Origin of the sequence: Klebsiella sp. KPN54798, assembly GCF_021184225.1 — a bacterium.
GTDB classification, from domain to species: Bacteria; Pseudomonadota; Gammaproteobacteria; order Enterobacterales; family Enterobacteriaceae; genus Klebsiella; species Klebsiella pneumoniae.
Window position 1 is genome coordinate 269,530 of sequence record NZ_CP089234.1, and the last position, 23,727, is coordinate 293,256.

At 59.7% G+C, this 23,727-nt stretch carries 21 protein-coding genes and 1 riboswitch; of the genes, 7 read left to right on the top strand and 14 right to left on the bottom strand.

The features are described 5' to 3' along the window. Positions 1 to 3 precede the first annotated feature (3 nt). On the bottom strand, positions 4 to 1,656 hold the full coding sequence (locus LPQ25_RS01255; RefSeq protein WP_002921331.1) for an alpha,alpha-trehalase: 1,653 nt from the start codon (positions 1,654 to 1,656) through the stop codon (positions 4 to 6). Positions 1,657 to 1,895: 239 nt separating this feature from the next. Further along, the gene (locus LPQ25_RS01260; RefSeq protein ID WP_014906811.1) at positions 1,896 to 3,044 is read right to left on the bottom strand and encodes an iron-containing alcohol dehydrogenase; all 1,149 of its coding nucleotides are present in this window, start codon (positions 3,042 to 3,044) and stop codon (positions 1,896 to 1,898) included. A 126-nt stretch (positions 3,045 to 3,170) separates the two neighbouring features. On the opposite strand from LPQ25_RS01260, the gene LPQ25_RS01265 reads away from it, so the two are divergent. Next, on the top strand, positions 3,171 to 3,794 hold the full coding sequence (locus LPQ25_RS01265) for a glutathione S-transferase family protein (protein WP_002921273.1): 624 nt from the start codon (positions 3,171 to 3,173) through the stop codon (positions 3,792 to 3,794). Between the two features lie 53 nt (positions 3,795 to 3,847). Here LPQ25_RS01265 and gorA read toward each other — a convergent pair whose 3' ends face one another. Then, a complete protein-coding gene (gene gorA, locus LPQ25_RS01270; RefSeq protein ID WP_015875221.1) occupies positions 3,848 to 5,200 on the bottom strand; it encodes a glutathione-disulfide reductase in 1,353 nt (450 codons plus the stop codon). A 72-nt stretch (positions 5,201 to 5,272) separates the two neighbouring features. Next, the gene (locus tag LPQ25_RS01275; protein WP_002921269.1) at positions 5,273 to 6,115 is read right to left on the bottom strand and encodes a 23S rRNA (adenine(2030)-N(6))-methyltransferase RlmJ; all 843 of its coding nucleotides are present in this window, start codon (positions 6,113 to 6,115) and stop codon (positions 5,273 to 5,275) included. A gap of 193 nt (positions 6,116 to 6,308) precedes the next feature. Between LPQ25_RS01275 and LPQ25_RS01280 the strand changes: the two genes are divergently transcribed. The 3 genes from LPQ25_RS01280 (at position 6,309) to rsmJ (ending at position 10,564) form a co-directional block, all read left to right on the top strand. Then, on the top strand, positions 6,309 to 7,580 hold the full coding sequence (locus LPQ25_RS01280) for an acid phosphatase (RefSeq protein WP_015875220.1): 1,272 nt from the start codon (positions 6,309 to 6,311) through the stop codon (positions 7,578 to 7,580). A 181-nt stretch (positions 7,581 to 7,761) separates the two neighbouring features. Continuing rightward, positions 7,762 to 9,804: an oligopeptidase A gene (gene prlC, locus LPQ25_RS01285; RefSeq protein ID WP_004173955.1), complete on the top strand. Its 2,043-nt coding sequence runs from the start codon at positions 7,762 to 7,764 to the stop codon at positions 9,802 to 9,804. 7 nt (positions 9,805 to 9,811) lie between these two features. Next, on the top strand, positions 9,812 to 10,564 hold the full coding sequence (gene rsmJ / locus LPQ25_RS01290) for a 16S rRNA (guanine(1516)-N(2))-methyltransferase RsmJ (protein ID WP_014906814.1): 753 nt from the start codon (positions 9,812 to 9,814) through the stop codon (positions 10,562 to 10,564). Positions 10,565 to 10,691: 127 nt separating this feature from the next. Here rsmJ and dtpB read toward each other — a convergent pair whose 3' ends face one another. Together dtpB and uspA are read right to left on the bottom strand one after the other, a co-directional pair. Beyond that, a complete protein-coding gene (gene dtpB, locus LPQ25_RS01295) occupies positions 10,692 to 12,164 on the bottom strand; it encodes a dipeptide/tripeptide permease DtpB (RefSeq protein ID WP_002921264.1) in 1,473 nt (490 codons plus the stop codon). A gap of 256 nt (positions 12,165 to 12,420) precedes the next feature. Continuing rightward, positions 12,421 to 12,858: a universal stress protein UspA gene (uspA, locus tag LPQ25_RS01300; RefSeq protein WP_004145166.1), complete on the bottom strand. Its 438-nt coding sequence runs from the start codon at positions 12,856 to 12,858 to the stop codon at positions 12,421 to 12,423. 382 nt (positions 12,859 to 13,240) lie between these two features. Here uspA and uspB point away from each other — a divergent pair, with 382 nt between their 5' ends. Next, the gene (uspB, locus tag LPQ25_RS01305; protein ID WP_002921203.1) at positions 13,241 to 13,576 is read left to right on the top strand and encodes a universal stress protein UspB; all 336 of its coding nucleotides are present in this window, start codon (positions 13,241 to 13,243) and stop codon (positions 13,574 to 13,576) included. A 55-nt stretch (positions 13,577 to 13,631) separates the two neighbouring features. On the opposite strand, the gene pitA is transcribed toward uspB, so the two are convergent. Then, positions 13,632 to 15,128: an inorganic phosphate transporter PitA gene (gene pitA, locus LPQ25_RS01310; RefSeq protein ID WP_002921200.1), complete on the bottom strand. Its 1,497-nt coding sequence runs from the start codon at positions 15,126 to 15,128 to the stop codon at positions 13,632 to 13,634. Between the two features lie 229 nt (positions 15,129 to 15,357). Here pitA and LPQ25_RS01315 point away from each other — a divergent pair, with 229 nt between their 5' ends. Continuing rightward, positions 15,358 to 16,551, top strand: a complete 1,194-nt coding sequence (locus LPQ25_RS01315; RefSeq protein WP_048336814.1) for a BaiN/RdsA family NAD(P)/FAD-dependent oxidoreductase — start codon at positions 15,358 to 15,360, stop codon at positions 16,549 to 16,551. A gap of 39 nt (positions 16,552 to 16,590) precedes the next feature. On the opposite strand, the gene LPQ25_RS01320 is transcribed toward LPQ25_RS01315, so the two are convergent. Further along, on the bottom strand, positions 16,591 to 17,604 hold the full coding sequence (locus LPQ25_RS01320) for a magnesium transporter (RefSeq protein ID WP_014906815.1): 1,014 nt from the start codon (positions 17,602 to 17,604) through the stop codon (positions 16,591 to 16,593). 57 nt (positions 17,605 to 17,661) lie between these two features. After that, positions 17,662 to 17,843: riboswitch (M-box (ykoK) riboswitch) on the bottom strand. 167 nt (positions 17,844 to 18,010) lie between these two features. On the opposite strand from LPQ25_RS01320, the gene LPQ25_RS01325 reads away from it, so the two are divergent. After that, entirely contained in the window at positions 18,011 to 18,370 is a 360-nt protein-coding gene (locus LPQ25_RS01325; RefSeq protein ID WP_004181489.1) for a type II toxin-antitoxin system HicB family antitoxin, read from the top strand. A gap of 27 nt (positions 18,371 to 18,397) precedes the next feature. Here the strand turns inward: LPQ25_RS01325 and nikR are convergent, their stop codons facing one another. Genes nikR through nikA form a run of 6 tightly spaced genes read right to left on the bottom strand, consistent with a single transcriptional unit; the run spans position 18,398 to position 23,681 of the window. Continuing rightward, positions 18,398 to 18,799, bottom strand: a complete 402-nt coding sequence (nikR, locus tag LPQ25_RS01330; protein WP_004181488.1) for a nickel-responsive transcriptional regulator NikR — start codon at positions 18,797 to 18,799, stop codon at positions 18,398 to 18,400. Then, positions 18,787 to 19,578, bottom strand: coding sequence for a nickel import ATP-binding protein NikE (gene nikE / locus LPQ25_RS01335; protein WP_014906816.1), 792 nt, complete (start codon positions 19,576 to 19,578; stop codon positions 18,787 to 18,789). The genes nikR and nikE overlap by 13 nt, the downstream gene beginning before the upstream one ends. Then, positions 19,575 to 20,339 (bottom strand): nickel import ATP-binding protein NikD, encoded by a 765-nt coding sequence (locus LPQ25_RS01340; RefSeq protein ID WP_014906817.1) that lies wholly within the window; start codon positions 20,337 to 20,339, stop codon positions 19,575 to 19,577. The genes nikE and LPQ25_RS01340 overlap by 4 nt, the downstream gene beginning before the upstream one ends. Beyond that, complete coding sequence (gene nikC / locus LPQ25_RS01345; RefSeq protein WP_014906818.1) at positions 20,339 to 21,172, bottom strand: nickel ABC transporter permease subunit NikC; 834 nt, start codon at positions 21,170 to 21,172, stop codon at positions 20,339 to 20,341. Before nikC ends, LPQ25_RS01340 begins: the two co-directional genes overlap by 1 nt. Further along, positions 21,169 to 22,113 carry a nickel ABC transporter permease subunit NikB gene (nikB, locus tag LPQ25_RS01350; RefSeq protein ID WP_014906819.1) on the bottom strand — a complete coding sequence of 315 codons (945 nt, stop codon included), beginning with the start codon at positions 22,111 to 22,113 and terminating at the stop codon, positions 21,169 to 21,171. Before nikB ends, nikC begins: the two co-directional genes overlap by 4 nt. Continuing rightward, entirely contained in the window at positions 22,113 to 23,681 is a 1,569-nt protein-coding gene (nikA, locus tag LPQ25_RS01355) for a nickel ABC transporter substrate-binding protein (protein ID WP_115272579.1), read from the bottom strand. The genes nikB and nikA overlap by 1 nt, the downstream gene beginning before the upstream one ends. Between the last annotated feature and the right edge of the window lie 46 nt (positions 23,682 to 23,727).

Below are 23,727 nucleotides of genomic sequence, written 5' to 3' on the forward strand. Positions count from 1 at the left end.
CGACTAGGTTGGCTCACCGTACAGGCCAATCAGTCGGCGCACCACGCCGTTGGTCCAGCCAAAGCCATCCTGCAGGGGATACTCCCCGCCGCCGCCCTCATGGGGGACGCCGGTGGCAATATGGTATTTTTCAATCAGCTTGTGATGCTGCTTGTAAAAGTGGTTGACCGTCTGCAGCCAGCTCCAGGCAATCTCATCTCCCAGCGGATCCTGGCCGTAACGTTTAAATCCCTGGATCGCCATCCACTGCAGCGGCGCCCAGCCGTTGGGTTTATCCCACTGCTCACCGCTTTCGTATTCGGTGGCCATGATCCCCCCGGGGGTGAGCAGGCGGGCCCGCACCGCATCGGCAAGGCGTTCTGCCTGTTCGTGGGTCGCCAGGCCGACGTAAAGGGTGACGATACTGGCTGCGGAAAACAGCGCCAGCTGTTCACGGCGCCAGTCATAATCGCGGAAACAGCCGTTCTCATCATCCCACAGATAGCGGTTGACCGCCGCCCGCCGATCCTGGGCCTTCTGGCGGAAGGCCGCCTCCGTCTCGCGATCGCCCTTCAGGCCGGAGAGGTTGGCAATGGTCGTCTCCAGCTTGAACAGGAAGGCGTTCAGGTCGATGGGGATAAACTGCGTAGTGCGGATGCTGGCCAGCCGCGTGATATCCCGCAGCCAGCGGCTGGAGTAGTCCCAGCCGGACGCGGCGCCCGCCCGCAGGTCGCGGTATACTTCATTGGCGGGCCGCCCGGAGTGTCGGGCGGTCTCCACGTCTTCGCGCCACGACTCATCCCGCGGCGTGTCACGGTCGTCCCAGTAGCGATTGAGCAGGGAGCCATCCGGCATACGCACCACGTGGCGATACGCCTGGTGCGGGATCAACGACTCGGCGCCGTCCATCCAGAAGGCGTGCTCCATCTTCAGATGGTCCAGATAGCGCTTCGCGCCGCGCACGCCATCCTCTTCAAAGAGTTCGACCATCAGGGCGAACACCGGCGGCTGCGAGCGGCTGAGATAGTAGGTGCGGTTGCCGTTCGGAATGTGGCCGTAGGTTTCAATCAGCCAGGCAAAGTTATCGGCCATGCATTTCAGCAAATCTTCCCGGCCGCTCTCCGCCAGCCCCAGCATGGTGAAATAAGAGTCCCAGTAATAGGTTTCGCTAAAGCGACCGCCGGGCACGATGTAGGCCTGCGGCAGCGCCAGTAGCGATGACCACGGGATATGATCCTGAGGCTCGCGGGTCAGCACCGGCCACAGCTTGTCGATGTGTTCTTTCAGGGTCAGGCTGGGGTCGGAGATATAGATGTCGCTCTGGCTCTCCGGCAGCCAGAAGTTGTCCTCAACGAACTGCCGCAGATCGAAGTCGGGCTGGCGTTTGACCTTGCGGTAGTTCCGCAGGATGTCCAGCGGATCGTGTTTCGGCGCGCAGTCGGGGAAGGTTTTGCTGTCCGCGAAAATGCGTGATTTCTGCACGTTGGTAAACAGCTCAAGATAGCGATCCGCCGGGGTGAGGGCATCGGACGCCGGAAGCCCCTCGATCACCTCAGGCTCCGGTTCAGCGTCTATCATCTCATCCAGCTTTAATTCGTACGGATCGGCTTCGTAGCAGGGATCGATGTCGATCCTTAACTCGTCGTCTTCAACGTGGCGTAATTTCTGGCTGAACATAGCGATACGGACCTCCGGATAGCGTGAGTTCGGGGCCGGGCATACCCGGCCTTGTCTATTAAGCGTAGACAGTCGCTTCGGTGAGTGTGAAGCAAACTGTGCGTGAGATCACGCTTTTCCGCCGAGTAGAAAAGCTGCCATTTCAAAGTACGCTGTTGATAAGTAATTAAAAATTGTACATCCTGGCGCAGATGAAATTCGGAGCATTCATTATGCAACAAAATTTTATCCCGGGGCGCTCACTCCCACGCCGCCTCCAGCATCTCCAGCAGCTGTTCGCCGCTCAGGCTGACCGGGTTGGCCTTCATCGATGAGGAGGTGCTGGCGGCCAGCGCCGCCGGTTCCAGCGCATCGCGCGCTACGCCGAGGTCGCGCAGGGTGCCAAGGCCAGCGCGATGGCTCCATTCCCGCAGACTGTCCCAGACCTGATCCACAGGGACGTCCAGCCCGTCGGCCAGCCAGCGGCGGACATCGTTAACGCGCTGGCGCAGGCCAGGGTCGTTGATCTGCGACTCATTGAGCGCCAGGCCAAACGGCAACAAACTGCCGCATAGGGCGCCGTGCGAGGCGCGGCTCAGGCCGCCCAGCGGGCCGGCGAGGCCGTGGATCACCCCCAGCCCGGCGTTCGCCAGCGCCAGTCCGCCGCACAGGCTGACCCAGGCCATCTCGTCGCGGCTGGCTGGACACTCTTGTTCCATCAGGATTTTTAGCGCGCGAATTCCCCGCGGGATCGCCTGCTGGCAGAGAGCATCGGTGAAGGGAGTGGCCCGGCTGCAGAGCCAGGGCTCGATCACCTGGGTCAGGGCGTCGAGGCCGGAGCTCAGGGTGATGCTCCGCGGCGCGTTGTCGGTTAGCGCCGGGTCGACAATCGCCAGGTCAGGCAGCATTCGGTCGTCGCGCAGGCTCACTTTCCGCTGCTGTTCCGGAACGTTGATCACCGCATTTTTGGTGACCTCCGCGCCCGTGCCAGCGGTGGTGGGGATCGCCACGAACGGCAGGGGACTGGCTTCCAGCTGACGGCCCGTTCCCACCACCTCCAGATAGTCGATCACCGGGCCGGCGGCGGGGACCAGCGCCGCAATCGCCTTACCGGCGTCAATCACCGCGCCGCCGCCGAGGCTGACCACCGCTCTGATCCCTTTCTCGCGCGCCAGCTGGACGCCCTGCTCGATATCGCTAAGCCAGGGTTCGCGACTTATCGCCAGCGTCGTGACCGCAAGCTGCAGCGCCTCCAGCTGCTGGCGGAGAAACGCCGCCCGCTGCGGGCGGGCGCCATGCACCAGCAGAATTGGGCCGCCCTGTTGCGCCAGCCAGGGGGCGGCGCTCTCGGCCTGACCACGGCCAAAACGAATATTTGCAGGCATCAAAACGGTAAAAGGGGTCAACATGTCGGGTTCCTTTTCGGCAAACAGGCTGGAATCAACTATACACATTATCCAGCGCTCTGCCTTGTTGCTGGCTGGCAATAGAGTAGAGTGAATGAACTGTCTTTTATGGCTGAGGAATCGCTGACGATGCTAACAATTCTGGGTAAACGCTCTTCAATCAATGTACGGAAAGTGCTGTGGACCTGCGAGGAAGCCGGGCTGGCGTACCAGCAGGAAGATTACGGCAGCGGATTTAAGCCCCTGGATACGCCTGAGTTTCAGCGTCTGAATCCTAACAGCCTGGTGCCGGTGTTACTGGACGATGACTTCGTGCTCTGGGAGTCGAACAGTATCTGCCGCTATCTGGCGCGCAAAGCGGAGCGCTGGGATCTGCTGCCCGCCGAGCCGCAGCCCGCCGCCGAGGTGGAGCACTGGATGGACTGGCAGGCGACCGAGTTCAATACTGCCTGGCGCCATGCTTTTATGGGGCTGGTGCGTAAAGATCCGCGCTTTCAGGATCCGGTGGCGATTAAAGAGAGTATTGCCGCCTGGACCCACTGCGTGCGCATTGTTGAAGCGCAGCTGCAGCGTACCGGGGCGTGGATAGCCGGCGAGCGCTTCACCCTGGCCGATATCGTGCTGGGGCTGTCGGTGCATCGCTGGAAAATGACCCCTTTCGCCCATCCAGAGATGCCAGCCGTGGAGCGCTGGTATATGGCGCTCAATCAGCGCCCGGCGTTTATGCGCCATGGCAATAACGGCGTGGCCTGAGCATAAAAAAAGAAGCCCCTGGGGGCTTCTTTTTATCATCCGGCGATCGCGTCTTAGCGCATGGTGACGAACTCTTCTGCCGCCGTCGGGTGAATGGCGACGGTGTTGTCGAAGTCTTTTTTGGTGGCGCCCATCTTCAGGGCCACCGCAAAGCCCTGCAGCATCTCATCCATCCCGAAGCCGATGCCGTGGATGCCGACAATCTTCTCTTCCGGGCCGACGCACACCAGCTTCATGCGGCACGGCTGACGGTGAGAGGTCACGGCGGTATACATCGCGGTGAAGGAAGATTTGTAGACCTTCACGGCGTCGTCGCCGTACTGCTCGCGCGCCTGCGGCTCGGTTAAGCCGACGGTGCCGATTGGCGGATGGCTGAAGACCACGGTCGGGATGTTGCTGTAGTCCAGATGCTCTTCCGGTTTGTTGTTAAACAGGCGTTCGGAGAGACGACGGCCTGCGGCCACGGCGACCGGCGTCAGCTCAACGGCGCCGGTATTATCGCCCACCGCGTAGATGCCCGGCACGTTGGTGTTCTGGAATTTATCAACGATGATGTACCCTTTATCGTTGGTTTTAACGCCCGTTGCCGCCAGATTGAAGTTGTCGGTCGCCGGTTCGCGGCCAATCGCCCAGATCAGGCAGTCAACGGTCTGGCTGCGGCCATCTTCCAGCTCCAGCGTCAGGCTGCCGTCGGCATTCTTCACCACCGCTTTCGGGATCGCATTGGTATGCAGCTGCGGGCCTTCGGTGTTCATCACTTCCACCAGGGTCTCAACGATCAGCGGATCGAAGCTGCGCAGCGGCGCGTGTTTGCGCACGAACAGGTGGGTTTCGGCGCCGAGGCCGTTAATCACCCCCGCCAGCTCAACGGCGATATAGCCTGCGCCGACCACCGCCACGCGCTTCGGCAGCGCCGGCAGTTCGAAGAAACCGTCGGAATCAATACCGTATTCGACGCCCGGAATATCCGGGTGGCTCGGCCGGCCGCCGGTGGCGATCAGGATATGGTCAGCGGTGATGATCTCGCCGTTGACTTCCACGGTGTGGGCATCGACAAAGCGCGCGAAGCCTTTGATCACGTCGACTTTATTCTTACCCAGTACGTTGTCGTAAGAGGTATGAATACGGTCGATATAGGCGCTACGGCTGGCGACCAGCTTCTCCCAGTCAAAATGGTTGATGGTGGTATCGAAACCGTAGTCCGGGCCGTAAAGATGAATCGCTTCGCGGATCTGCGCCGCATGCCACATCACCTTTTTCGGCACGCAGCCGACGTTGACGCAGGTGCCGCCCAGCTCTTTGGCTTCAATCAGCGCGCACTTCTGGCCGTACATGGCCGCGCGGTTAATTGAGGCGATACCGCCGCTACCGCCGCCGATGGCGAGGTAATCATAATGTTTGCTCATGCCCATATGTCCTTAATCGTTGATTGCCGCGATTGTAGCGCGAGGCTTAAAAGGTTCCACCGATGGTTGCGATTACTCCGGTACGATCCAGCTGACGGTGGCGTGGCCGGTGCCGGTCGGAACCAGTTTGCTGTGCAGCCACGGCAGCACGTTATTCATCTGCTGCTCCAGCTTCCACGGCGGGTTGATGACGATCATCCCGGAGGCGGTCATGCCGCGCTGGTCGCTGTCCGGACGCACCGCCAGCTCAATCTGCAGGATTTTGCGGATGCCGGTGGCTTCTAACTCTTTGATCATGCGTTTGATTTGCGCGCGAAGCACCACCGGGTACCACAGGGCGTAGGTGCCGGTGGCGAAGCGTTTGTAGCCTTCGTTAATCCCGGTGACCACCGCCTGATAGTCGGTTTTAATTTCGTACGGCGGGTCGATCAGAATCAAACCGCGGCGCGATACCGGCGGCAGCTTGGCTTTCAGCTGCTGGTAGCCATCGGCTTTATCGACGCGCGCGCGGCTGTCTTTCTGGAATTCAGCGCGCAGCAGCGGGAAGTCGCTCGGGTGCAGCTCTGTCATCTGCAGGCTGTCCTGCTCGCGCAGCAGCTGGCGGGCAATCAGCGGCGAGCCCGGGTAGTAGCGCAGCTGGCCGTTACGGTTGAAGTGTTCGACTACCGAAATATACGGCTCCAGCTCCGCCGGCAGGTCGTCCTGCTGCCAGATGCGGGCGATGCCTTCAAGATACTCGCCGGTACGTTCGGCGTGCTCGCCGCTCAGCTGATAGCGGCCCGCGCCGGCGTGAGTGTCCAGGTAGAGAAACGGTTTTTCTTTCTCTTTCAGTGATTCAATGATCAGGCTCTGAACGGTGTGTTTGAGGACGTCGGCGTGGTTGCCTGCGTGAAAGCTGTGGCGATAACTGAGCATGGATGCAGAGATTCCGGGAAGTAAACAAGTTAACCGATAGTTTACCGCAGATCGGCCGAGATTACCGCTGCGCCGCCGCGCTGTTTCATTTCTGCCAAAAGCGTTGCAAAACATAACGCTGTCATAAAAACGTCAAACGGCCGCGCTAGCGTCGGATACAGGCAAGGTAATTATTTGAATAAAAGGAAAAATAATGAAAAGGCAACTCTCGCTGCTGGCCGTCGCGCTGCTGCTGGCGCAACCGGTTCTGGCTAAAGACACCCCGCTGAACAGGGCGGCGGCCCTCGCCAATAGCGTGACGCCGGCTGCCTCCAGCCAGGCGTATGACGATCTTGAGCAACAGGCGCTGGCGCAGCTACGCCACGCTCTGCAGGGGGATGCCGCCACGCTGACCCGCGATCGGCTGGCGCACACCAAACAAAACCAAACTCAGGCCGATACCGCCTGGCTGAAGGCCAGCGGCTATGACTTCCAGACCCGGGCCAACCAGCAGGCGGGCATTGCGCTGCTGTCGGCGTTCAGCACCCTGCCGGAGACCGTCGTGAAGCAGAATCTGGCGACAGTGACCGCCATCAATCGCGACGCCGTGCAGACCACGCGCCGTCAGGCGCTGGCCGATGCGGAAGGCATTAGCTACCTCTACTTCCTCAGCGATGCGCTGGGGCCACGCCTTGGCAAAGCGTTTCTGACCGCCTATGACCAGGGCGCGCTGGGGAAAGCGGCAGCGTTGATCAAAGCCTCGGAGGTCAGCACCGGCGAGGCGAAAAAGCACTTCAATAATCCGCGGCCGTTTCTGGTGCAGGGCAACACCATTCACCTGGTGCCTGACGATGTGGTGGTGAAAGATAACCAGCCCTACACCGCCGACGGCGGCTCGTTTCCCAGCGGCCACACCAACACCGGCTATACCGATGCGCTGCTGCTGGCGGCGATGATCCCGGAGCGCTACGACGCGCTGGTGGCGCGCGGCGCCCGCTATGGCTACTCGCGCATCGTGCTGGGCGTCCACTACCCGCTGGACGTGATCGGCTCGCGGATGGTGGCCGAGCGCAACGTGGCCCACTATCTTAACGATCCGCACTACCGGGTATTATTTAACGAAGCCCGCGATCAGCTGCGCGCCGCGCTGGCGAAGGCCTGCGGCACATCGCTTGCCGAGTGCGCGAAGAGCAGCGTGAAAGACGATCCCTGGCGCGATCCGGCGATGCGTGATTTCTCTCGCTTCACCATGACCTACGATCTGCCGCAGCAGAAGGGTCCGCAGCCGCGTTTACAGGTGCCGGAGGGGGCGGAAGTGCTGCTGGAAGATGCCCTGCCGCATCTGTCAGCGGCTCAGCGTCGAACGTTGATGGTCAACACCGCGCTGCCGGCGGGTTACCCGCTATCCGGCACCACCCCCGAACAGCAATTCTGGCAGCGGTTGAATCTGTCGGCGGCCTGGGAGATGGCGCAAAAAAGGCATTAATGTGGTTTCCGGCACGCTGCACTGCGTGTCGCGCTTTTCCGGCAACGGGCGGACTTATCGCAGCAATACCCAGGCTGACGCACCGCCCGTCATTGAAATTCCCCCAACTATCCCCATTCTAGATCTCATGCATAAGCGCCGGACGCGCGCTTCATTCACCCTTTTCAACAGGACAGCGCATATGACCAATCCATTATTGACGCCTTTCTCCCTGCCGCCTTTTTCTGCGATCAAACCAGAGCACGTGGTCCCTGCGGTCACCAAAGCGCTGGAGGATTGCCGGGCCGCGGTGGAAAGCGCGGTGGCGCATGGCGCGCCGTATAGCTGGGAAAATCTTTGCCAGCCGCTGGCGGAAGTGGACGATGTGCTGGGACGCATCTTCTCGCCTGTCAGCCATCTGAATTCGGTTAAAAACAGCCCTGAACTGCGTGAGGCCTACGAACAGACGCTGCCGCTGCTCTCCGAGTACAGCACCTGGGTCGGCCAGCATGAAGGCCTGTATAAAGCCTATCGCGACCTGCGCGATGGCGATAACTACGCCACGCTGAATACCGCGCAGAAAAAAGCGGTTGATAACGCGCTGCGCGATTTTGAATTATCCGGGATTGGCCTGCCGCCGGAGGCGCAGAAACGCTACGGTGAAATCGCCGCGCGCCTCTCTGAGCTGGGCAACCAGTACAGCAACAACGTCCTCGACGCCACCATGGGCTGGAACAAGCTGGTGACCGATGTCGCCGATCTGGCCGGCATGCCGGAAAGCGCGCTGGCCGCCGCTCAGGCTCAGGCGCAGGCCAAAGAGCAGGAAGGGTATCTGCTGACCCTGGATATTCCGAGCTATCTGCCGGTGATGACCTACTGCGATAACCAGGCGCTGCGCGAAGAGATGTATCGCGCCTATTCCACCCGCGCCTCCGATCAGGGCCCGAACGCCGGGAAATGGGATAACAGCCCGGTGATGGCGGAGATCCTCGCCCTGCGTCACGAGCTGGCGCAGCTGTTGGGCTTTGACAGCTATGCGTTTAAATCCCTCGCCACCAAAATGGCGAAGGATCCGCAGCAGGTGCTCGACTTCCTCACCGACCTGGCAAAACGCGCCCGTCCGCAGGGCGAAAAAGAGCTGGCCCAGCTGCGCGCCTTCGCCAAAGCCGAGTTTGGCGTCGATGAGCTGCAGCCGTGGGACATTGCCTACTACAGCGAAAAACAGAAGCAGCACCTCTACAGCATTAGCGATGAGCAGCTGCGCCCCTATTTCCCGGAAAACAAAGCCGTTAGCGGCCTGTTTGAAGTGGTTAAGCGCATTTACGGTATTACCGCTAAAGAGCGTACCGATGTCGATGTGTGGCATCCGGAAGTGCGCTTCTTCGAGCTGTATGACGAACACAACGAGCTGCGCGGTAGCTTCTATCTCGACCTGTATGCCCGCGAGCATAAGCGCGGCGGGGCGTGGATGGACGACTGCGTCGGCCAGATGCGTAAACTGGATGGTTCCCTGCAGAAGCCGGTCGCCTACCTGACCTGTAACTTCAACCGCCCGGTCAACGGCAAGCCGGCGCTGTTCACCCATGACGAAGTGATCACCCTGTTCCACGAGTTCGGCCACGGTCTGCACCATATGCTGACCCGCATCGACACCGCCGGGGTTTCCGGCATCAGCGGGGTGCCGTGGGATGCGGTCGAGCTGCCGAGCCAGTTTATGGAGAACTGGTGCTGGGAGCCGGAAGCGCTGGCGTTTATCTCCGGCCATTATGAAACCGGTGAACCGCTGCCGCAGGAGCTGCTGGAGAAAATGCTGGCGGCGAAAAACTACCAGGCGGCGATGTTTATTCTGCGCCAGCTGGAGTTCGGCCTGTTCGATTTCCGCCTGCATGCGGAGTACAAACCGGAGCAGGGAGCGAAAATCCTTGAGACCCTGGCCGAGATTAAAAAGCAGGTCGCCGTGGTGCCGGGGCCGACCTGGGGCCGCTTCCCGCACGCCTTCAGCCACATCTTCGCTGGCGGCTATGCGGCAGGTTACTACAGCTACCTGTGGGCCGACGTGCTGGCGGCAGACGCCTTCTCACGCTTCGAAGAAGAGGGGATTTTCAACCGTGAAACCGGTCAGTCGTTCCTCGACAATATCCTGAGCCGCGGCGGTTCCGAAGAGCCGATGGAGCTGTTCAAACGCTTCCGCGGGCGTGAGCCGCAGCTGGACGCGATGCTGGAGCATTACGGGATCAAAGGCTGATTGCTACGTGAAGATCTGCTTAATTGATGAAACAGGCGCCGGTGACGGCGCCTTATCTGTTTTAGCCGCCCGCTGGGGGCTGGAGCAGGATGACGATAACCCGATGGCGCTGGTGCTGACGACGGAGCATCTGGAGCTACGCAAGCGCGATGAGCCCAAGCTTGGCGGCATCTTCGTCGATTTCGTCGGCGGGGCGATGGCCCACCGGCGCAAGTTTGGCGGCGGCCGCGGCGAAGCGGTGGCTAAAGCGGTGGGTATTAAAGGCGATTACCTGCCGGATGTCGTCGATGCGACGGCCGGGCTGGGACGCGATGCCTTTGTGCTGGCGTCGGTCGGCTGTCGCGTGCGGATGCTGGAGCGTAATCCGGTGGTCGCCGCGCTGCTCGATGATGGCCTGGCGCGCGGTTATGCTGACGCGGAAATCGGCGGCTGGCTGCAGGAGCGGCTGCAGCTGATCCACGCCTCCAGCCTGACGGCGTTAACCGATATCACCCCGCGCCCGCAGGTGGTGTACCTCGATCCGATGTTCCCGCATAAGCAGAAAAGCGCGCTGGTGAAGAAAGAGATGCGCGTCTTTCAGTCGCTGGTGGGGCCGGATTTAGACGCCGATGGCCTGCTGGCCCCGGCGCGCCAGCTGGCGACCAAGCGGGTGGTGGTGAAGCGCCCGGATTACGCGCCGCCGCTGGCGGAAGTCGCCACGCCGAATGCGGTGGTGACCAAAGGACATCGGTTTGATATTTACGCCGGTACGCCGGCGTAATTTTTCGCCGTTGTGATATCACCCGGATAGCGGGCAAAGCGCCTTATCCGGGCTACCAAATTGTAGCGCGAGCCGGGAACCGCAATATTTAAACAAACGGCGCCAGCGGATCGGCCATCTCAAACGGTTATTCGGCGCTGGCCGGGGTATTAATCATCCGGTTCAGCCACGGCACCATCAGCGCCATTACCACCGTGACGCCCAGCGTCACCAGGCCAATTTTACTGAACACATTGGTGTAGACCGGCAGGGTCTGCAGCGGGTCGGTGATGTTTTCCGGCACCGCGGTAAAGGTCGCCACATAGCCGCCCAGCAGGAAAGCGGCGGCCTGGGTCAGAAACCACATCCCCAGAATAAAGCCCATCAGATGCTGCGGCACCAGCGCGGCAACCATCGCCAGCCCCAGAGCGCTGATTAACAGTTCCCCCAGACTCTGGAACAGATAGACCAGCACAATAAACCACGGCGAGGTTAACCCCTGGGCGTCGGCGAACCACATCCCGGCGGCTGCGGCGGTGAGAAAGCCCAGCGCGCAGAGGAACATCCCGAGGGTAAATTTCACCGGCATGGTCAGGTCTTTACCCTTATGACCGAGATGGGTGTAGATCGCCGCCAGCACCGGGCTGGCGACCACTACCCAGAAGGGATTCAGCGCCTGGAAGCTGACCGGGTTGATGGTAAAGCCAAGGATCTCATGATGGACGTTGTTGATGGCGAAGAAGTTCAGCGAGGTCGGCATCTGGGCATACAGAATGTAAAACAGCACCGCCTCGATCATCAGAATAAAGGCGACGAACATTTTGTTGCGTCCAGTTTTATCGAGGCGAAACGCCTCACGGAAAAAGAACGCAATAACCACGACCGACAGAACAATCAGCACCAGGTTGGCGATCATCACGTTATGCATCAGCCAGGCGCAGAGAAAAATCATTACCACCGTACCGGCCAGCACCAGCGCCAGATTGCGTAGGCTGAGGGGGCGATGATCCGGCTCGGAGCCAATATCTTTCACCATCCCGCGGCAGGCGAAGTAGACCAGCAGCGCGATAATCAGCCCCGCGCCGCACAGGTTATAGGTTACCGCGTAGCCAAATTTTTCGGCGATCACCGGCGCCAGCGACAGCGACAGCAGCGAACCGATGTTTATCGACATATAGAACAGGGTAAATGCCCCGTCGAGACGGGCATCCTTCGGCGGATAGCATTTGGAGAGCAGGCTCGCCGGGTTGGCTTTAAACAAACCGTTGCCGACGGCGATGGTGCCGAGAGCGATAAAGATCAGCTGCGGTTTCAGCAGCGACATCCCGGTCATAAAGTAGCCGATAGCCAGCACAATGGCGCCGAGCACCAGCGTGCGTTTGGTCCCCAGCAAATGGTCGCCCACGTAGCCGCCGATGGAGATCAGCCCGTAAACCAGCGCCGCGAAGGCGCCGAAGGTGATAAAGGCCTGTTCCTGAGAGAAGCCCAGCTGTTTAACAAAGAAGACCGCCAGGATCCCCTGAACGCCGTAATAGCCAAAACGTTCCCAGAGCTCCACAAAGAAGATCATAAAGAACGGACGAGGTTGCTGCAGCAAGCCCGTAGGTGCAGTTGTATTCATATTCCTTCGCCTTGTATTACTTTCCCAAAAAGTATGAACGCGTATGCCAGAACGCGCCGAAAATGTCTGATAACTCGCCATGCTGCGGTTATTGGCTTATGGAATAGATTATTATATAGATATTTCGCCGAATAACTGGTTGATCACACTAATTGAATGGCGATTTTATGGATTGAAGTTCTGCCGCATGGCGAGGGAAAGCGAAAATAAAAAACGCCCGCATCGGCGGGCGTATTGCGCGGATAAAACGAGACGGTTATTCGTCTTCTTCGTCGCGCAGCGGGACGATCAGCATGTCGACATGAACGGTGTTAATCAGCTGGCGGGCAGAGGACATCAGCTTGCTCCAGAAGTCCTGATGATGGCCGCAGACCACCAGGTCCATATCGTATTTTTTAATCGCATCGACCAGCACCTGGCCAAGGTCGCCGCTACCGCTCAGGGTCTCGGTGATGGGATAGCCTGCGTTGGTCGAGAGCTCGGTCAGCGCGTGATGGGTCTCTTCGGAGATGCGTTTTTGCATGTCGCCGAGGTTAACGTCAATCAGCCCGGTGTAGAGGTCGGAGTAATTCACATCCACATGGATCAGGGAGACTTTCGCGTTATACGGGCGGGCCATAGAAACGGCTTTTTCAACCAGTACTTTACTCTCCGGGGACAGGTCTACTGCAATCAGAATATGTTTGTAAGCCATAGTGTTACTCCTTCCATAAGTTTGTCGATGACCATTGGACCTGACAGCTGGCGCTGCCGTTTCGCCCGCGTCCTGCGTGCTACATTCGCGGGAGGGTAGCCTTTAAGGACTTCATTGTAGAAGATATTTCCTACCTTATAGCGCCCCCCGCACTCCGTCAATGCACTGGGTTCACCTAAAAGTTAAACAAATTTATCCGTCTTACGTATTGATAACGAATAACCTTGTGGTAAAAAAATTAATGGATCTCCTACACTATTTAATGAGCCGGTCGGAAAAATAAATGTGATCGGAATCGCACTCTTTACGGTATCGTCGTGGGTTATTTGGGGAGCGGTAGCCGCGGAGGTTTTCTCCGTAGGCGGGTCGCCGGGGAGGAGGTATGATCAGCACTATTGCGCTGTTTTGGGCCCTGTGTGTCGTTTGTGTGGTGAATATGGCACGCTACTTCTCATCGTTGCGTGCATTATTGGTGGTGCTACGTGGTTGCGATCCCTTGCTCTATCAGTATGTTGATGGCGGCGGCTTTTTTACCTCGCACGGGCAGCCCAGCAAACAGATGCGGCTGGTGTGGTATATCTATGCCCAGCGCTACCGTGACCATCACGATGATGAATTTATTCGTCGCTGCGAACGTGTTCGTCGCCAGTTTATCCTGACCAGCGCCCTGTGCGGCCTGGTGGTGGTGAGCCTGATTGCGCTGATGATCTGGCACTAACGTTTCAGAATAAAAAAACGGGCCAGCAAGCTAGCCCGTTTTGAACGAATAACGCTTAAATCAGTTTCAGGGAGAGCCAGTAAAGGACGCCTGAAAGGATAATCGCTGCCGGCAGGGTCAGCACCCAGGCCATCAGAATGCTGGTCACCGTCTTTTTCTGCAGACCACCGCCATCCACCAGCATCGTCCCCGCTACCGAGGAGGAGAGTACGTGGGTGGTGGAAACCGGCATCCCGGTGTAGCTCGCCAGACCGATAGAAACCGCTGCGGTCATCTGAGCCGACATCCCCTGAGCGTAGGTCATGCCTTTCTTACCAATCTTCTCACCGATGGTGGTCGCCACGCGGCGCCAGCCGATCATGGTGCCGATACCCAGCGCCAGCGCGACAGCCATGATAATCCAGATTGGCGCGTACTCGATGGTGCTCAGCATATCGGTTTTCAGTTTCTTCAGCAGACGCTGGTCGTCAGCGCTCACATCCGGCAGCTTCGCCACCTTGTCGGTGGTGTCGGAGATGCAGAGCATGATGCGACGCAGCTGGCCGCGCTGTTCCGGTTTTAGCGACTCGTAGTTCTCAACGCCGGTCAGCATGGTTTTGACGCGGTCAAGGGCGTTGATGGTGTTCGCCGGATGGCAGTGGAACTCGCCATTGGCCGCGGTATTGGTATCCGGAGAAGGCACCAGCTGATCGACGCCGGTGGCTTTTTTCAGCAGTTCAGGACGCTGCTGGAAGAAGGTTTCCACGTTGTTGACCGCATCGCGGGTACGGGTGATTTCGTAACCAGAGGCATTCATATTCACCACGAAACCCGCCGGCGCGACGCCGATCAGCACCAGCATCACCAGGCCAATGCCTTTCTGCCCATCGTTAGCACCGTGAGAGAACGACACGCCAATAGCAGACAGGATCAGCGCGATACGGGTCCAGAACGGCGGCTTTTTCTTACCGTCTTTCTTTTCACGCTCTGCGGGCGTTAGGTGGATACGCGCGCGTTTTTTGGTTCCGCTCCAGTAGCGACGCAGCAGGAAAATCAGGCCGCCCGCGATCACCAGACCGACGATCGGCGAGATGATAAGCGAAGCAAAAATACCGATGACTTTCGGGATATTCAGCGCATCAACCACGGAAGTACCGGTCATCAGCGCATTGGTTAAACCAATGCCGATGATGGCGCCAATCAGGGTATGAGAACTGGAAGCTGGAAGACCGAAGTACCAGGTGCCGAGGTTCCAGATGATCGCCGCCAGCAGCATAGAGAACACCATGGCGAGGCCATGTGCGGAACCCATGTTAAGCAGCAGATCGGTCGGCAGCATATGCACGATGGCATAGGCTACGCTGAGACCGCCCAGCAGAACGCCGAAGAAGTTGAAGAGCGCCGCCATCGCCACAGCGAGCTGTGAGCGCATTGCGCGAGTGTAGATAACCGTAGCCACCGCGTTTGCGGTATCATGGAAACCGTTAATCGCTTCGTAAAACAGTACAAAAGCTAAAGCAAGCAATAATAATAGTCCGGTATGTAAATCCAGACCGGCAAATAAATGTAGCATAGGACGTTACGCCATTTTGAGGACATGAACGCGGCGCATTATCAGTGACTTTAGCGGCGCGGGCAAAGTGAAATATAGACTTTTTTTGATTTTCTTCCTGTTTAGGTTTTACCCTGTTGGGAGTAATCCTATATCTTTCAATGATGTATCTAATGCGGGATTTTTCCCGCTGGTGTGACCAGAGTGAAATATTTACAAAACCCGACAATTGGGGAACGAGGAACGCGGTGTGGAAAGGTTTGATGCCATTGTCGTTGGCGCCGGAGCGGCGGGAATGTTTTGCGCAGCGCAGGCGGGCCAGCTTGGCTGCCGCGTCCTGCTGCTGGATAACGGCAAAAAGCCGGGGCGAAAAATTCTGATGTCCGGCGGCGGCCGCTGCAACTTTACCAACATGTATGTTGAACCGGCGGCCTATTTGAGCCAAAACCCGCATTTTTGCAAATCTGCTCTGGCGCGCTACACCCAGTGGGACTTTATCGAGCTGGTCGGTAAATACGGCATCGCCTGGCATGAGAAGACCCTCGGCCAGCTGTTTTGCGATGATTCGGCGGAGCAGATCGTCAATCTGCTGCTCGCGGAATGTGAAAAGGGCGGCGTGCAGATCCGTCTGCGCAGCGAAATCCTCAGCGTGGAGCGCGATGAACAAGGCTACCGGCTACAGGTGAACGGCGAAACGCTGGTGACCAAAAAGCTGGTGATCGCCTCCGGCGGTCTGTCGATGCCGGGGCTCGGCGCCTCGCCGTTTGGCTATAAAGTCGCCGAGCAGTTCGGCCTGAAGGTGCTACCGACCCGCACGGGGCTGGTGCCGTTTACCCTCCACAAGCCATTGCTTGAGCAGCTGCAGGTCCTCTCCGGCGTGTCGGTGCCGTCGACCATTACCGCCGAGAACGGCACTCTGTTTCGCGAAAATCTGCTGTTCACCCACCGCGGCCTTTCCGGACCGGCGGTGCTGCAAATTTCCAGCTACTGGCAGCCCGGCGAGTTCGTCACCGTTAATCTGCTACCGGACTGCGATCTTGATGACTTCCTTAACGAGCAGCGCAGCGCGCATCCCAACCAGAGCCTGAAGAACACCCTGGCGATGCAGCTGCCGAAGCGGCTGGTGGAGTGTCTGCAGCAGCTGGGGCAGATACCTGATGTGACGCTCAAGCAACTGAACGTTCGCGATCAGCAGACGCTGGTGGAGACGTTAACCGCCTGGCGCGTGCAGCCGAACGGCACCGAAGGCTACCGAACGGCGGAGGTGACCCTCGGCGGCGTGGACACCAACGAACTCTCGTCGCGTACTATGGAGGCGCGTAAGGCGCCGGGTCTCTACTTTATCGGCGAAGTGATGGACGTTACCGGCTGGCTCGGGGGGTATAACTTCCAGTGGGCGTGGTCAAGCGCCTGGGCCTGCGCGCAGGCGCTGGTGGAAGGGTAATCTACGCGTCCGGGCGCCCTGGTGCCCGGACGTATATGATCAGTTCAACACAAGAAAATACTGGGCGATTTTGAAATAGATAATCAGCCCGGTGCCATCAATCAGCGTGGCGATAAACGGCGCGGAAACTACCGCCGGGTCAATGCCGATCCGCTTAAGCACCATCGGAATGACCGAGGAGACAATCGCGCTCCACAGGGTAATGCACACCAGCGTCAGGCTGACGATGAGCGTGATTTCCATGCCAATCCCCATCATCCAGGCGCGCAGGCAGCCCGCCAGGCCCAGGGTCAGGGCAATCAGAAACGAGGTCGATACCTCTTTGCGGATCACCCGCCCCATATCGCGCAGTCGCACTTCCCCCAGCGCCATCGAGCGCACCAGCGTCGAGGTGATCTGCGTTCCGCTGTTGCCACCGGTGCCGATGAGCAGCGGAATAAAGAAGGCCAGCGCGATGGCCGATTCCAGGGCTTCTTCGAAATGCTGCAGTACGCTGCTGGTGTAGGCTTCGGCCACAAACAGCAGCAGCAGCCACACCGAGCGTTTTTTCCACAGCGTCCAGGGGCTGATCTCGAGGTACGGTTTTTCCAGCGGCAGCGTTGCCCCCTGCAGCTGAGCATCTTCGGTGACGTCATCCTCCAGCAGATGGGCGATCTCCTTCTCCATCAGGCAGCCGACCAGCTCGCCTTTATCGACGACGGGGACCAGGTCGAGGCCGCGCTCGCTGAGCTCGGCAATCACCTGCTGGCGCTCATCGTCAGGTTTGACGCGAAACAGGCAGCTGTCCATCAGGTGGCGGATAGACTGGTTGATATCCGTTTCCTGGAGTAGCTTTTTGACCGACAGGCTGCCACGCAGCTTCTTGCCGGCGACGACAAACACCTGCCCGGGAATATCATCGCTGGCCAGCTGGGAGATAAAGTGTTCGCGCGCCTCATGAACGCTGAGATGTTCCTGCAGCGTAATAAAATCGGTACGCATGTACTGGGCGATCGCATCGCCGTCGAAGCCAGAGGTCGCCTGATGGGCGGCGCAGAGTTGAATGGAAGACATGTTTAAAAATCCCTATAAAAAATCACTCATAGGGGCGAACAAGACAGGGTTAGCGCAGGCAGATCCCTACGTCCTGGTTTTAGCACTGCATAACGTATCTGAACGGTCATGACCGCCAGAAGTTACCTTGGCAACACCTTGATTCGATGGAAGCCTGTATTTCCCTGAGTGGTCTCTCTCGATACCAACAGGGCGGTAACTTGTATTTATGCAGGAGCCTCGCCATAACGAGATCGTTAAATGAGGCGCCATTATTGGCGAAGCGGGATAATTCACAAAGCGTATAATTTATATGGTTTATCAACTGTTGATAAACAAAGTTTGCCTGGTAAGAAGTTGACTTCACATTGTGCTATCAGAAAAATGATTTCAGTAAGTGAATCATGCGGCAAGGAGGGATAAAACCATGATCAAACCTAAAACGCCAAACTCAATGGAGATTGCCGGCCAGCCTGCCGTTATCAATTACGTGCCTGAGCTCAATGCATTCCGCGGTAAGTTCCTGGGATTATCAGGATATTGCGATTTTGTTTCCGATAGTATTCAAGGGTTACAACAGGAGGGCGAGATATCATTACAGGAGTATCTCGCAGATTGTCATGAAGCGGGGATTGAGCCTTATGCTCACCCGGAAAAGATGAAAACCTTCACGCTGCGCTATCCTGAGTCATTTGGTGAGCGTCTTAGCTCCGCCGCTGCGGAGGAGCAGGTTTCCGTAAATACCTGGATCCTTGAGACGCTCAATGAACGTCTCAAACAGGCTTAAAACAGCCTGCAGCAGATCGTTATCGTTTTAATTTTCATCCGCTAAACACTGCAAATGCCCATGGCGCACGCCGCGCTGGGCAATCACGTCGTCGGCAAAATGCTGTACCTCGGCCATATCACCTTTCAGCACCGCAATCTCCAGGCAGTCGTCATGACTGATATGTACATGCAGCGTGGCGACGGAGAGATCGTGATGATGATGCTGGGTGGCCACCAGCCGGCTCGCCAGTTCGCGTTTCTCATGTTCATACACGTACGACAGAACGGCATACCCGCGCCGTGATTCCGGCGACGGAGGATCCTGGTTGAGGGCGTCGCGCAGAATATCGCGTACCGCCTCCGAACGGTTGTGGTAGCCGCGGCGGGCGCTGAGCGCATCGAGGGCGGCCAGCAGGTCATCATCAAGGGTCAGGGTTACGCGCTGCATGGCATGGCCTCGTTAAGCAGAGTGGCAGGAAAAGGGGGGAGCACCGCCTGCTGGAGCGCCTGTCCGGCAGGGGAACGCAGGCGTAGCGGTAGACTAACCGTTGCGGTTTCGACGATGCGCCCGTGCTCCATCACCAGCACTCGCTGGCAAAAGCGCTCCACCAGCCGCAGGTCATGGGTGATGAACAGGCAGGCGGTGTCAAACTGCGCCTGCAGACGCTTCAGCAGGGCGATAATCTCCGCCTGCAGCAGCAGATCGAGATTTGAAACCGCTTCATCAAGGATCAACAGCTGCGGCCGTACCGCCAGGGCGCGTGCCAGGCAGACGCGCTGCAGCTGTCCGCCGCTGAGCTGCGCCGGGCGCTTATCGAGCAGCGACGGCGCGAGGTCGACGGCCAGCAGCATCTCTTCCACCCGCCGCGCACGCGCCTCACGCGACAAGCGTAACAGATGGCGCAGCGGCTCGCTGACGATCTCGCGCACCGTTTTGCGCGGATTCACCGCGCTGAAGGCATCCTGAAATACCAGCTGAATATCACGGCGGAAGGCGCCGATGGCCTCGCCCTTCAGGGCGGCCAGCGGCGTGCCGCGCCAGGCAATATCGCCGTGCTGCGGCGTTTCCAGACCCACCAGCATCCGCGCCAGGGTGCTTTTCCCACAGCCGCTGCGTCCGAGCAGGGCCACCGTTTCGCCAGGGGCGATGGCGAGATGGATCGCATGCAGGACCCTGCCGTGGTGAGGATAATCGTGACTCACCCCGGTAGCGCTGAGTAAATTCATGGTGTTTTCTCCAGACCGTATAACGCCAGATGCGCGGCCAGCAGGCGCTGGCTGAGCGGGTGCCGCGGGGCGCTAAATAGCGTATTCACATCGCAGTGTTCAACGAGGCGACCGTTCTCCATCACCGTTACGTGATGCGCCAGCCGCGCCACGACGCCCATGTCATGCGTCACCAGCAGCAGTCCCAGACCGCGCCTGGCGACAATATCCGCCAGCAGGTCGAGGATGCGCGCCTGGGCGATGGTATCGAGATCGGTCGTCGGCTCGTCGGCGATGATAAAGGGCGCGCGGCTGAGCAGGGCGAGAGCGACCATCATCCGTTGCAGCATGCCCCCGCTCATTTCAAAAGGGTAGCGCTTCAGCAGCGCCCGCGGATTGTCCAGACCGACCTCCTCCATCGCTGCCAGCAGCACGGCGTCATTCGCTTCACGACCCGCTGCCCGGCAGGTTTCCCGGGCGTGCGCGGCCATGGTATGCAGCGGGTTAAAGGCGCTGCGCGGGTTCTGCATGATGGTGGCGATGGTCGCCCCGCGCAGCTGTTCGCCGTGCACCGGAATGCCGTCGAGAAGCACCCGGCCGGCGGTTTGCCTGACGCCGGGCGGCAGCAGGCCCAGCGCGGCGGCGCAGGTCAGCGATTTTCCGCAACCACTGCTGCCGAGCAGCGCCAGCACCTGGCCGCGGCGCAGGGTGAAGGAGACGTCGCTGACCAGCGGTCGGTCAGCGGCAAGCGAGATCTGTTCCAGTTGGATCTTCTGCGGCATCAGTGGCTATGCTCCGCGATCAGGTGGGGATCGAGACGATCGCGCAGCGCGTCGCCCAGCAGGTTAAAAGCCATCACGCTGATGAACAGCGCCAGCCCCGGCCAGACCATTTGCAGCGGTTGGGTCCAGATATACTGCCGGGCGTCGTTGATCATCACCCCCCATTCCGCCGTCGGTGCGCTGACACCGAGACCGAGGAACGACATGCCGGCTACGTGAAGCATCATATGGCCGATATCCAGCGAGGCGAGCACCAGCAGCGAGGGGATCACCGCGCCGGCCAGATGGTCGCTGAACAGCCGCCACTGGCTGGCGCCGCTCAGACGGGCGGCGAGGATAAATTCGCGCTGGCGCAGGGAAACCACCAGGTTACGCACCATTCTGGCGTACCAGGCCCAGTGTGACAGCGCAATGGCGAGGATCACATTGGTCAGCCCGGTACCCAGCACTCCCACCATAAAGAACGACAGGATCGAGGTCGGAAAGGTCATAAACAGTTCGGCGATGCGCATCAGGCCGCGGTCGGCGCGGCCGCCCAGCAGTCCGGCGCAGCCGCCGACCGCCAGGCCGATCAGCAGCACCAGCAGCAGACAAGCCATCACCGCCCCCAGCGAAACGCGGGTGGCGGCCAGCAGGCGTGAGAAAATATCCCGGCCGAGATGATCGGTGCCGAGCCAGTGCGCTGCGCCCGGCGGCAGCAGCCGCTGCTGAAGGTCAATCGCCGCTGGATCCCAGGGCAGCCACCAGCCGCTGCCGATGGCGATGACCGCCAGCAGCGCGATAACCAGCATGGCCAGTTTTACCGGCCAGCGAAAGCTTTGTTGCCCTCTCATGCGCTCACCTCCTCGTGGCGGCGCAGGCGCGGGTCGAGCGCCGCGTTAAGCACATCCACCGCCAGATTAGCCAGCACGAACACCGTCACCATCATCAGGGTAAAGCACTGGATCACCGGGTAATCGCGATTGAAAATGGCGGAAACCGCGTAGCGGCCGACCCCGGGCCAGGCAAAGATATTTTCGATAATCATGGTGCCGCCGATCAGCTCGCCAATGTGCATGCCCATGGCGGTCACCACCGGCAGGGTGGCATTGCGCAGGATATGTCGGCGCTCCACCTGGCGCGCGCTCAATCCGCGTAGCCGCGCCCATATCACGTGACGCTGGCTGGCGGCGTCCAGCATGCTGGCGCGCAGCAGGCGGGCGTTGATCGCCAGCGACATAAAGGCGATGGAGACGGCGGGCAATATCAGGTGCTGCCAGTCGCCATACCCCATCGCCGGGAGCCACTGCAGATGCACGGAAAAGAGCATCACCAGCATAAAGGCCAGCCAGAAGTTGGGCATTGAGACGCCGAGGAAGGCAATCAGCCGTACGATATAGTCCGGCAGGCGATCGCGATGGCGCGCCGCCCAGATGCCCAACGGCAGGGAGGTGACGAGGATCAGCGCCAGCGCCGCGCCGGTGAGCAGCAGGGTGGCCGGCAGGAAGTGCAGCAGGTCGTCCAGCACCGGGCGCTGGGTGGCATAGGAGAGACCGAAATCCAGGTGCAGCGCCCGCCATAGCCAGTGCAGATACTGCATTGCCAGCGGCTGGTTGAGCCCCAGCAGCTCGCGGGTCGAGGCAACCATCTCTTCAGTGGGCGGCAGGTTCGACAGGCGTAAATAATCCAGCGCCGGGTCGCCGGCGCCGAGCCGCAGCAGCAGAAAGATGATGGCGGAGGCGGCGAGCAGCAGCGGGATCAGCAGCAGCAGGCGGCGTAAAATATAGCGTAGCATTATGGCGTTACCGGGGTAATCTGGTCGAAAGGGATCTCGCTGGTCACCGGGGCGAACGGGATCTCCCCGACCTCCTGGCGCGCGACCGACATCAGCGAGACATAGCTGATGGGCAGATACACCGCGTCCTGATGCAGACGGGTCAGCACATCATGGTACAGTTTTCTCCGCTGCGCCTCGTCCCCGGTGGTCAGCACTTCACTAATCTCTTTATCAATCAGTGCCTTGTCTGGCAGGCCGCGCTGGGCCTGGTAATCCGCATGCGACGGGACGCGCATCGAGCTTAAAAAGGCATGCGGATCGTAGGGCGCGCCCCAGGTGCGATTGAAGATCATGCCGAAGCGGCCTTCGCGCTGGCGCGCGTAAATGCTGCTTTCCTCCTCGCCCACCAGGGTGACCTGCACGCCGACCTGCCGCAGATTGGCCTGAATAATTTCGGCCATCAATTTAGCCAGCGCGTCGGTGCCAATAAACGCCAGCTCAATCGCCAGCGGTTGCCCGGCTTTTTGTCGCCAGGGCTGGCCTTCCAGCTGCTGCCAGCCGGCCTGTTCCAGCAGGGCGCGGGCTTTTGTCGGGTCGTAACGGCGCGGCGTCAGATCCTGCGGGGCGTAAGGGACGGAGGGGGCAAACAGGGTGTCGGCAACCTGCTGGGTGCCATACAACACGCTATCGACAAGGGTCTGTTTATCGACGGCGTAGTTGAGCGCTTCGCGAACCGTCAGCTCGCGGGTCGGGCCCTGGCTGGCGTTTAGCGCCAGCATTACCGTCTCCGCCGGGGCGGACAGACGAGCCACGTAGCCGGGGTGATGGCGAAAGCGTTCGAAGGTGTCCAGCGGCAGCAGCCCTTCATCGCCGTAGAGCATATCGATTTCCCCGGTTTCGAACGCCACCGCCCGGCTGGTGGCGTCAGGGATCACCTTGATGGTGATTTGCTGTAGCGCGGGTTTGCGACCCCAGTAGCGCTCATTGCGCACCAGCACATCGCGCTGATTGAGCTGCGAGCTTGCCAGCCGCCACGGGCCGGTGCCGATCGGGGCTTTAATGCCCCTGGCGGTGCCGCCATCGATAAACTGCGAGGGGGCGATGAAGCGGAACGGGCGGGGCAGGGCCAGCTCTTGCAGTAAGGGGGCGTAGGCGCTTTTCAGAGTGATCTGCAGCTCGGTGGCGCTGAGGGCCCGCACGTCGGTTATTTGGTTGGCGAGCTCAAGCCAGGCGTGGCGTTGGCGGTTGGCCAGCACCGCCTGAAAATTGGCCGCCGCGGCCTGGGCGTTAAACGGTTCGCCGTTGGAGAAGGCCACATCGTCGCGCAGGGTGAACCACCAGGTTTTGCCGTCGGCGGAGTGACGCCAGCGGGTTGCCAGCCAGGGCTGTACGCTGCCGTCAGCCTGATACTTCACCAGCGGTTCATAGACCATGCTTTGGGCAAACATCTGGTTGGGCGTATAGAGATGGGGATTCAGCGGGCCGACGTTAACCGGCCAGGCGGTGGTGAGCTGGTACGGCGCGGCCTGAGCCAGCAGAGGGACGCAGGCGACCAGCGCCAGCAGGGTGAGGCGGATAATAGACAAGACGGCAATCTCAACGACAGGAAAGTATGACGATTTTAGTGATTCA

What these genes read in the sequence shown, in the direction of transcription:
- LPQ25_RS01255 (WP_002921331.1), bottom strand. Translation starts at nt 1,656, where the DNA reads ATGTTCAGCCAGAAATTACGCCACGTTGAAGACGACGAGTTAAGGATC.
- LPQ25_RS01260 (WP_014906811.1), bottom strand. Translation starts at nt 3,044, where the DNA reads ATGTTGACCCCTTTTACCGTTTTGATGCCTGCAAATATTCGTTTTGGC.
- LPQ25_RS01265 (WP_002921273.1), top strand. Translation starts at nt 3,171, where the DNA reads ATGCTAACAATTCTGGGTAAACGCTCTTCAATCAATGTACGGAAAGTG.
- gorA (WP_015875221.1), bottom strand. Translation starts at nt 5,200, where the DNA reads ATGAGCAAACATTATGATTACCTCGCCATCGGCGGCGGTAGCGGCGGT.
- LPQ25_RS01275 (WP_002921269.1), bottom strand. Translation starts at nt 6,115, where the DNA reads ATGCTCAGTTATCGCCACAGCTTTCACGCAGGCAACCACGCCGACGTC.
- LPQ25_RS01280 (WP_015875220.1), top strand. Translation starts at nt 6,309, where the DNA reads ATGAAAAGGCAACTCTCGCTGCTGGCCGTCGCGCTGCTGCTGGCGCAA.
- prlC (WP_004173955.1), top strand. Translation starts at nt 7,762, where the DNA reads ATGACCAATCCATTATTGACGCCTTTCTCCCTGCCGCCTTTTTCTGCG.
- dtpB (WP_002921264.1), bottom strand. Translation starts at nt 12,164, where the DNA reads ATGAATACAACTGCACCTACGGGCTTGCTGCAGCAACCTCGTCCGTTC.
- uspA (WP_004145166.1), bottom strand. Translation starts at nt 12,858, where the DNA reads ATGGCTTACAAACATATTCTGATTGCAGTAGACCTGTCCCCGGAGAGT.
- uspB (WP_002921203.1), top strand. Translation starts at nt 13,241, where the DNA reads ATGATCAGCACTATTGCGCTGTTTTGGGCCCTGTGTGTCGTTTGTGTG.
- pitA (WP_002921200.1), bottom strand. Translation starts at nt 15,128, where the DNA reads ATGCTACATTTATTTGCCGGTCTGGATTTACATACCGGACTATTATTA.
- LPQ25_RS01320 (WP_014906815.1), bottom strand. Translation starts at nt 17,604, where the DNA reads ATGTCTTCCATTCAACTCTGCGCCGCCCATCAGGCGACCTCTGGCTTC.
- LPQ25_RS01325 (WP_004181489.1), top strand. Translation starts at nt 18,011, where the DNA reads ATGATCAAACCTAAAACGCCAAACTCAATGGAGATTGCCGGCCAGCCT.
- nikR (WP_004181488.1), bottom strand. Translation starts at nt 18,799, where the DNA reads ATGCAGCGCGTAACCCTGACCCTTGATGATGACCTGCTGGCCGCCCTC.
- nikE (WP_014906816.1), bottom strand. Translation starts at nt 19,578, where the DNA reads ATGAATTTACTCAGCGCTACCGGGGTGAGTCACGATTATCCTCACCAC.
- LPQ25_RS01340 (WP_014906817.1), bottom strand. Translation starts at nt 20,339, where the DNA reads ATGCCGCAGAAGATCCAACTGGAACAGATCTCGCTTGCCGCTGACCGA.
- nikC (WP_014906818.1), bottom strand. Translation starts at nt 21,172, where the DNA reads ATGAGAGGGCAACAAAGCTTTCGCTGGCCGGTAAAACTGGCCATGCTG.
- nikB (WP_014906819.1), bottom strand. Translation starts at nt 22,113, where the DNA reads ATGCTACGCTATATTTTACGCCGCCTGCTGCTGCTGATCCCGCTGCTG.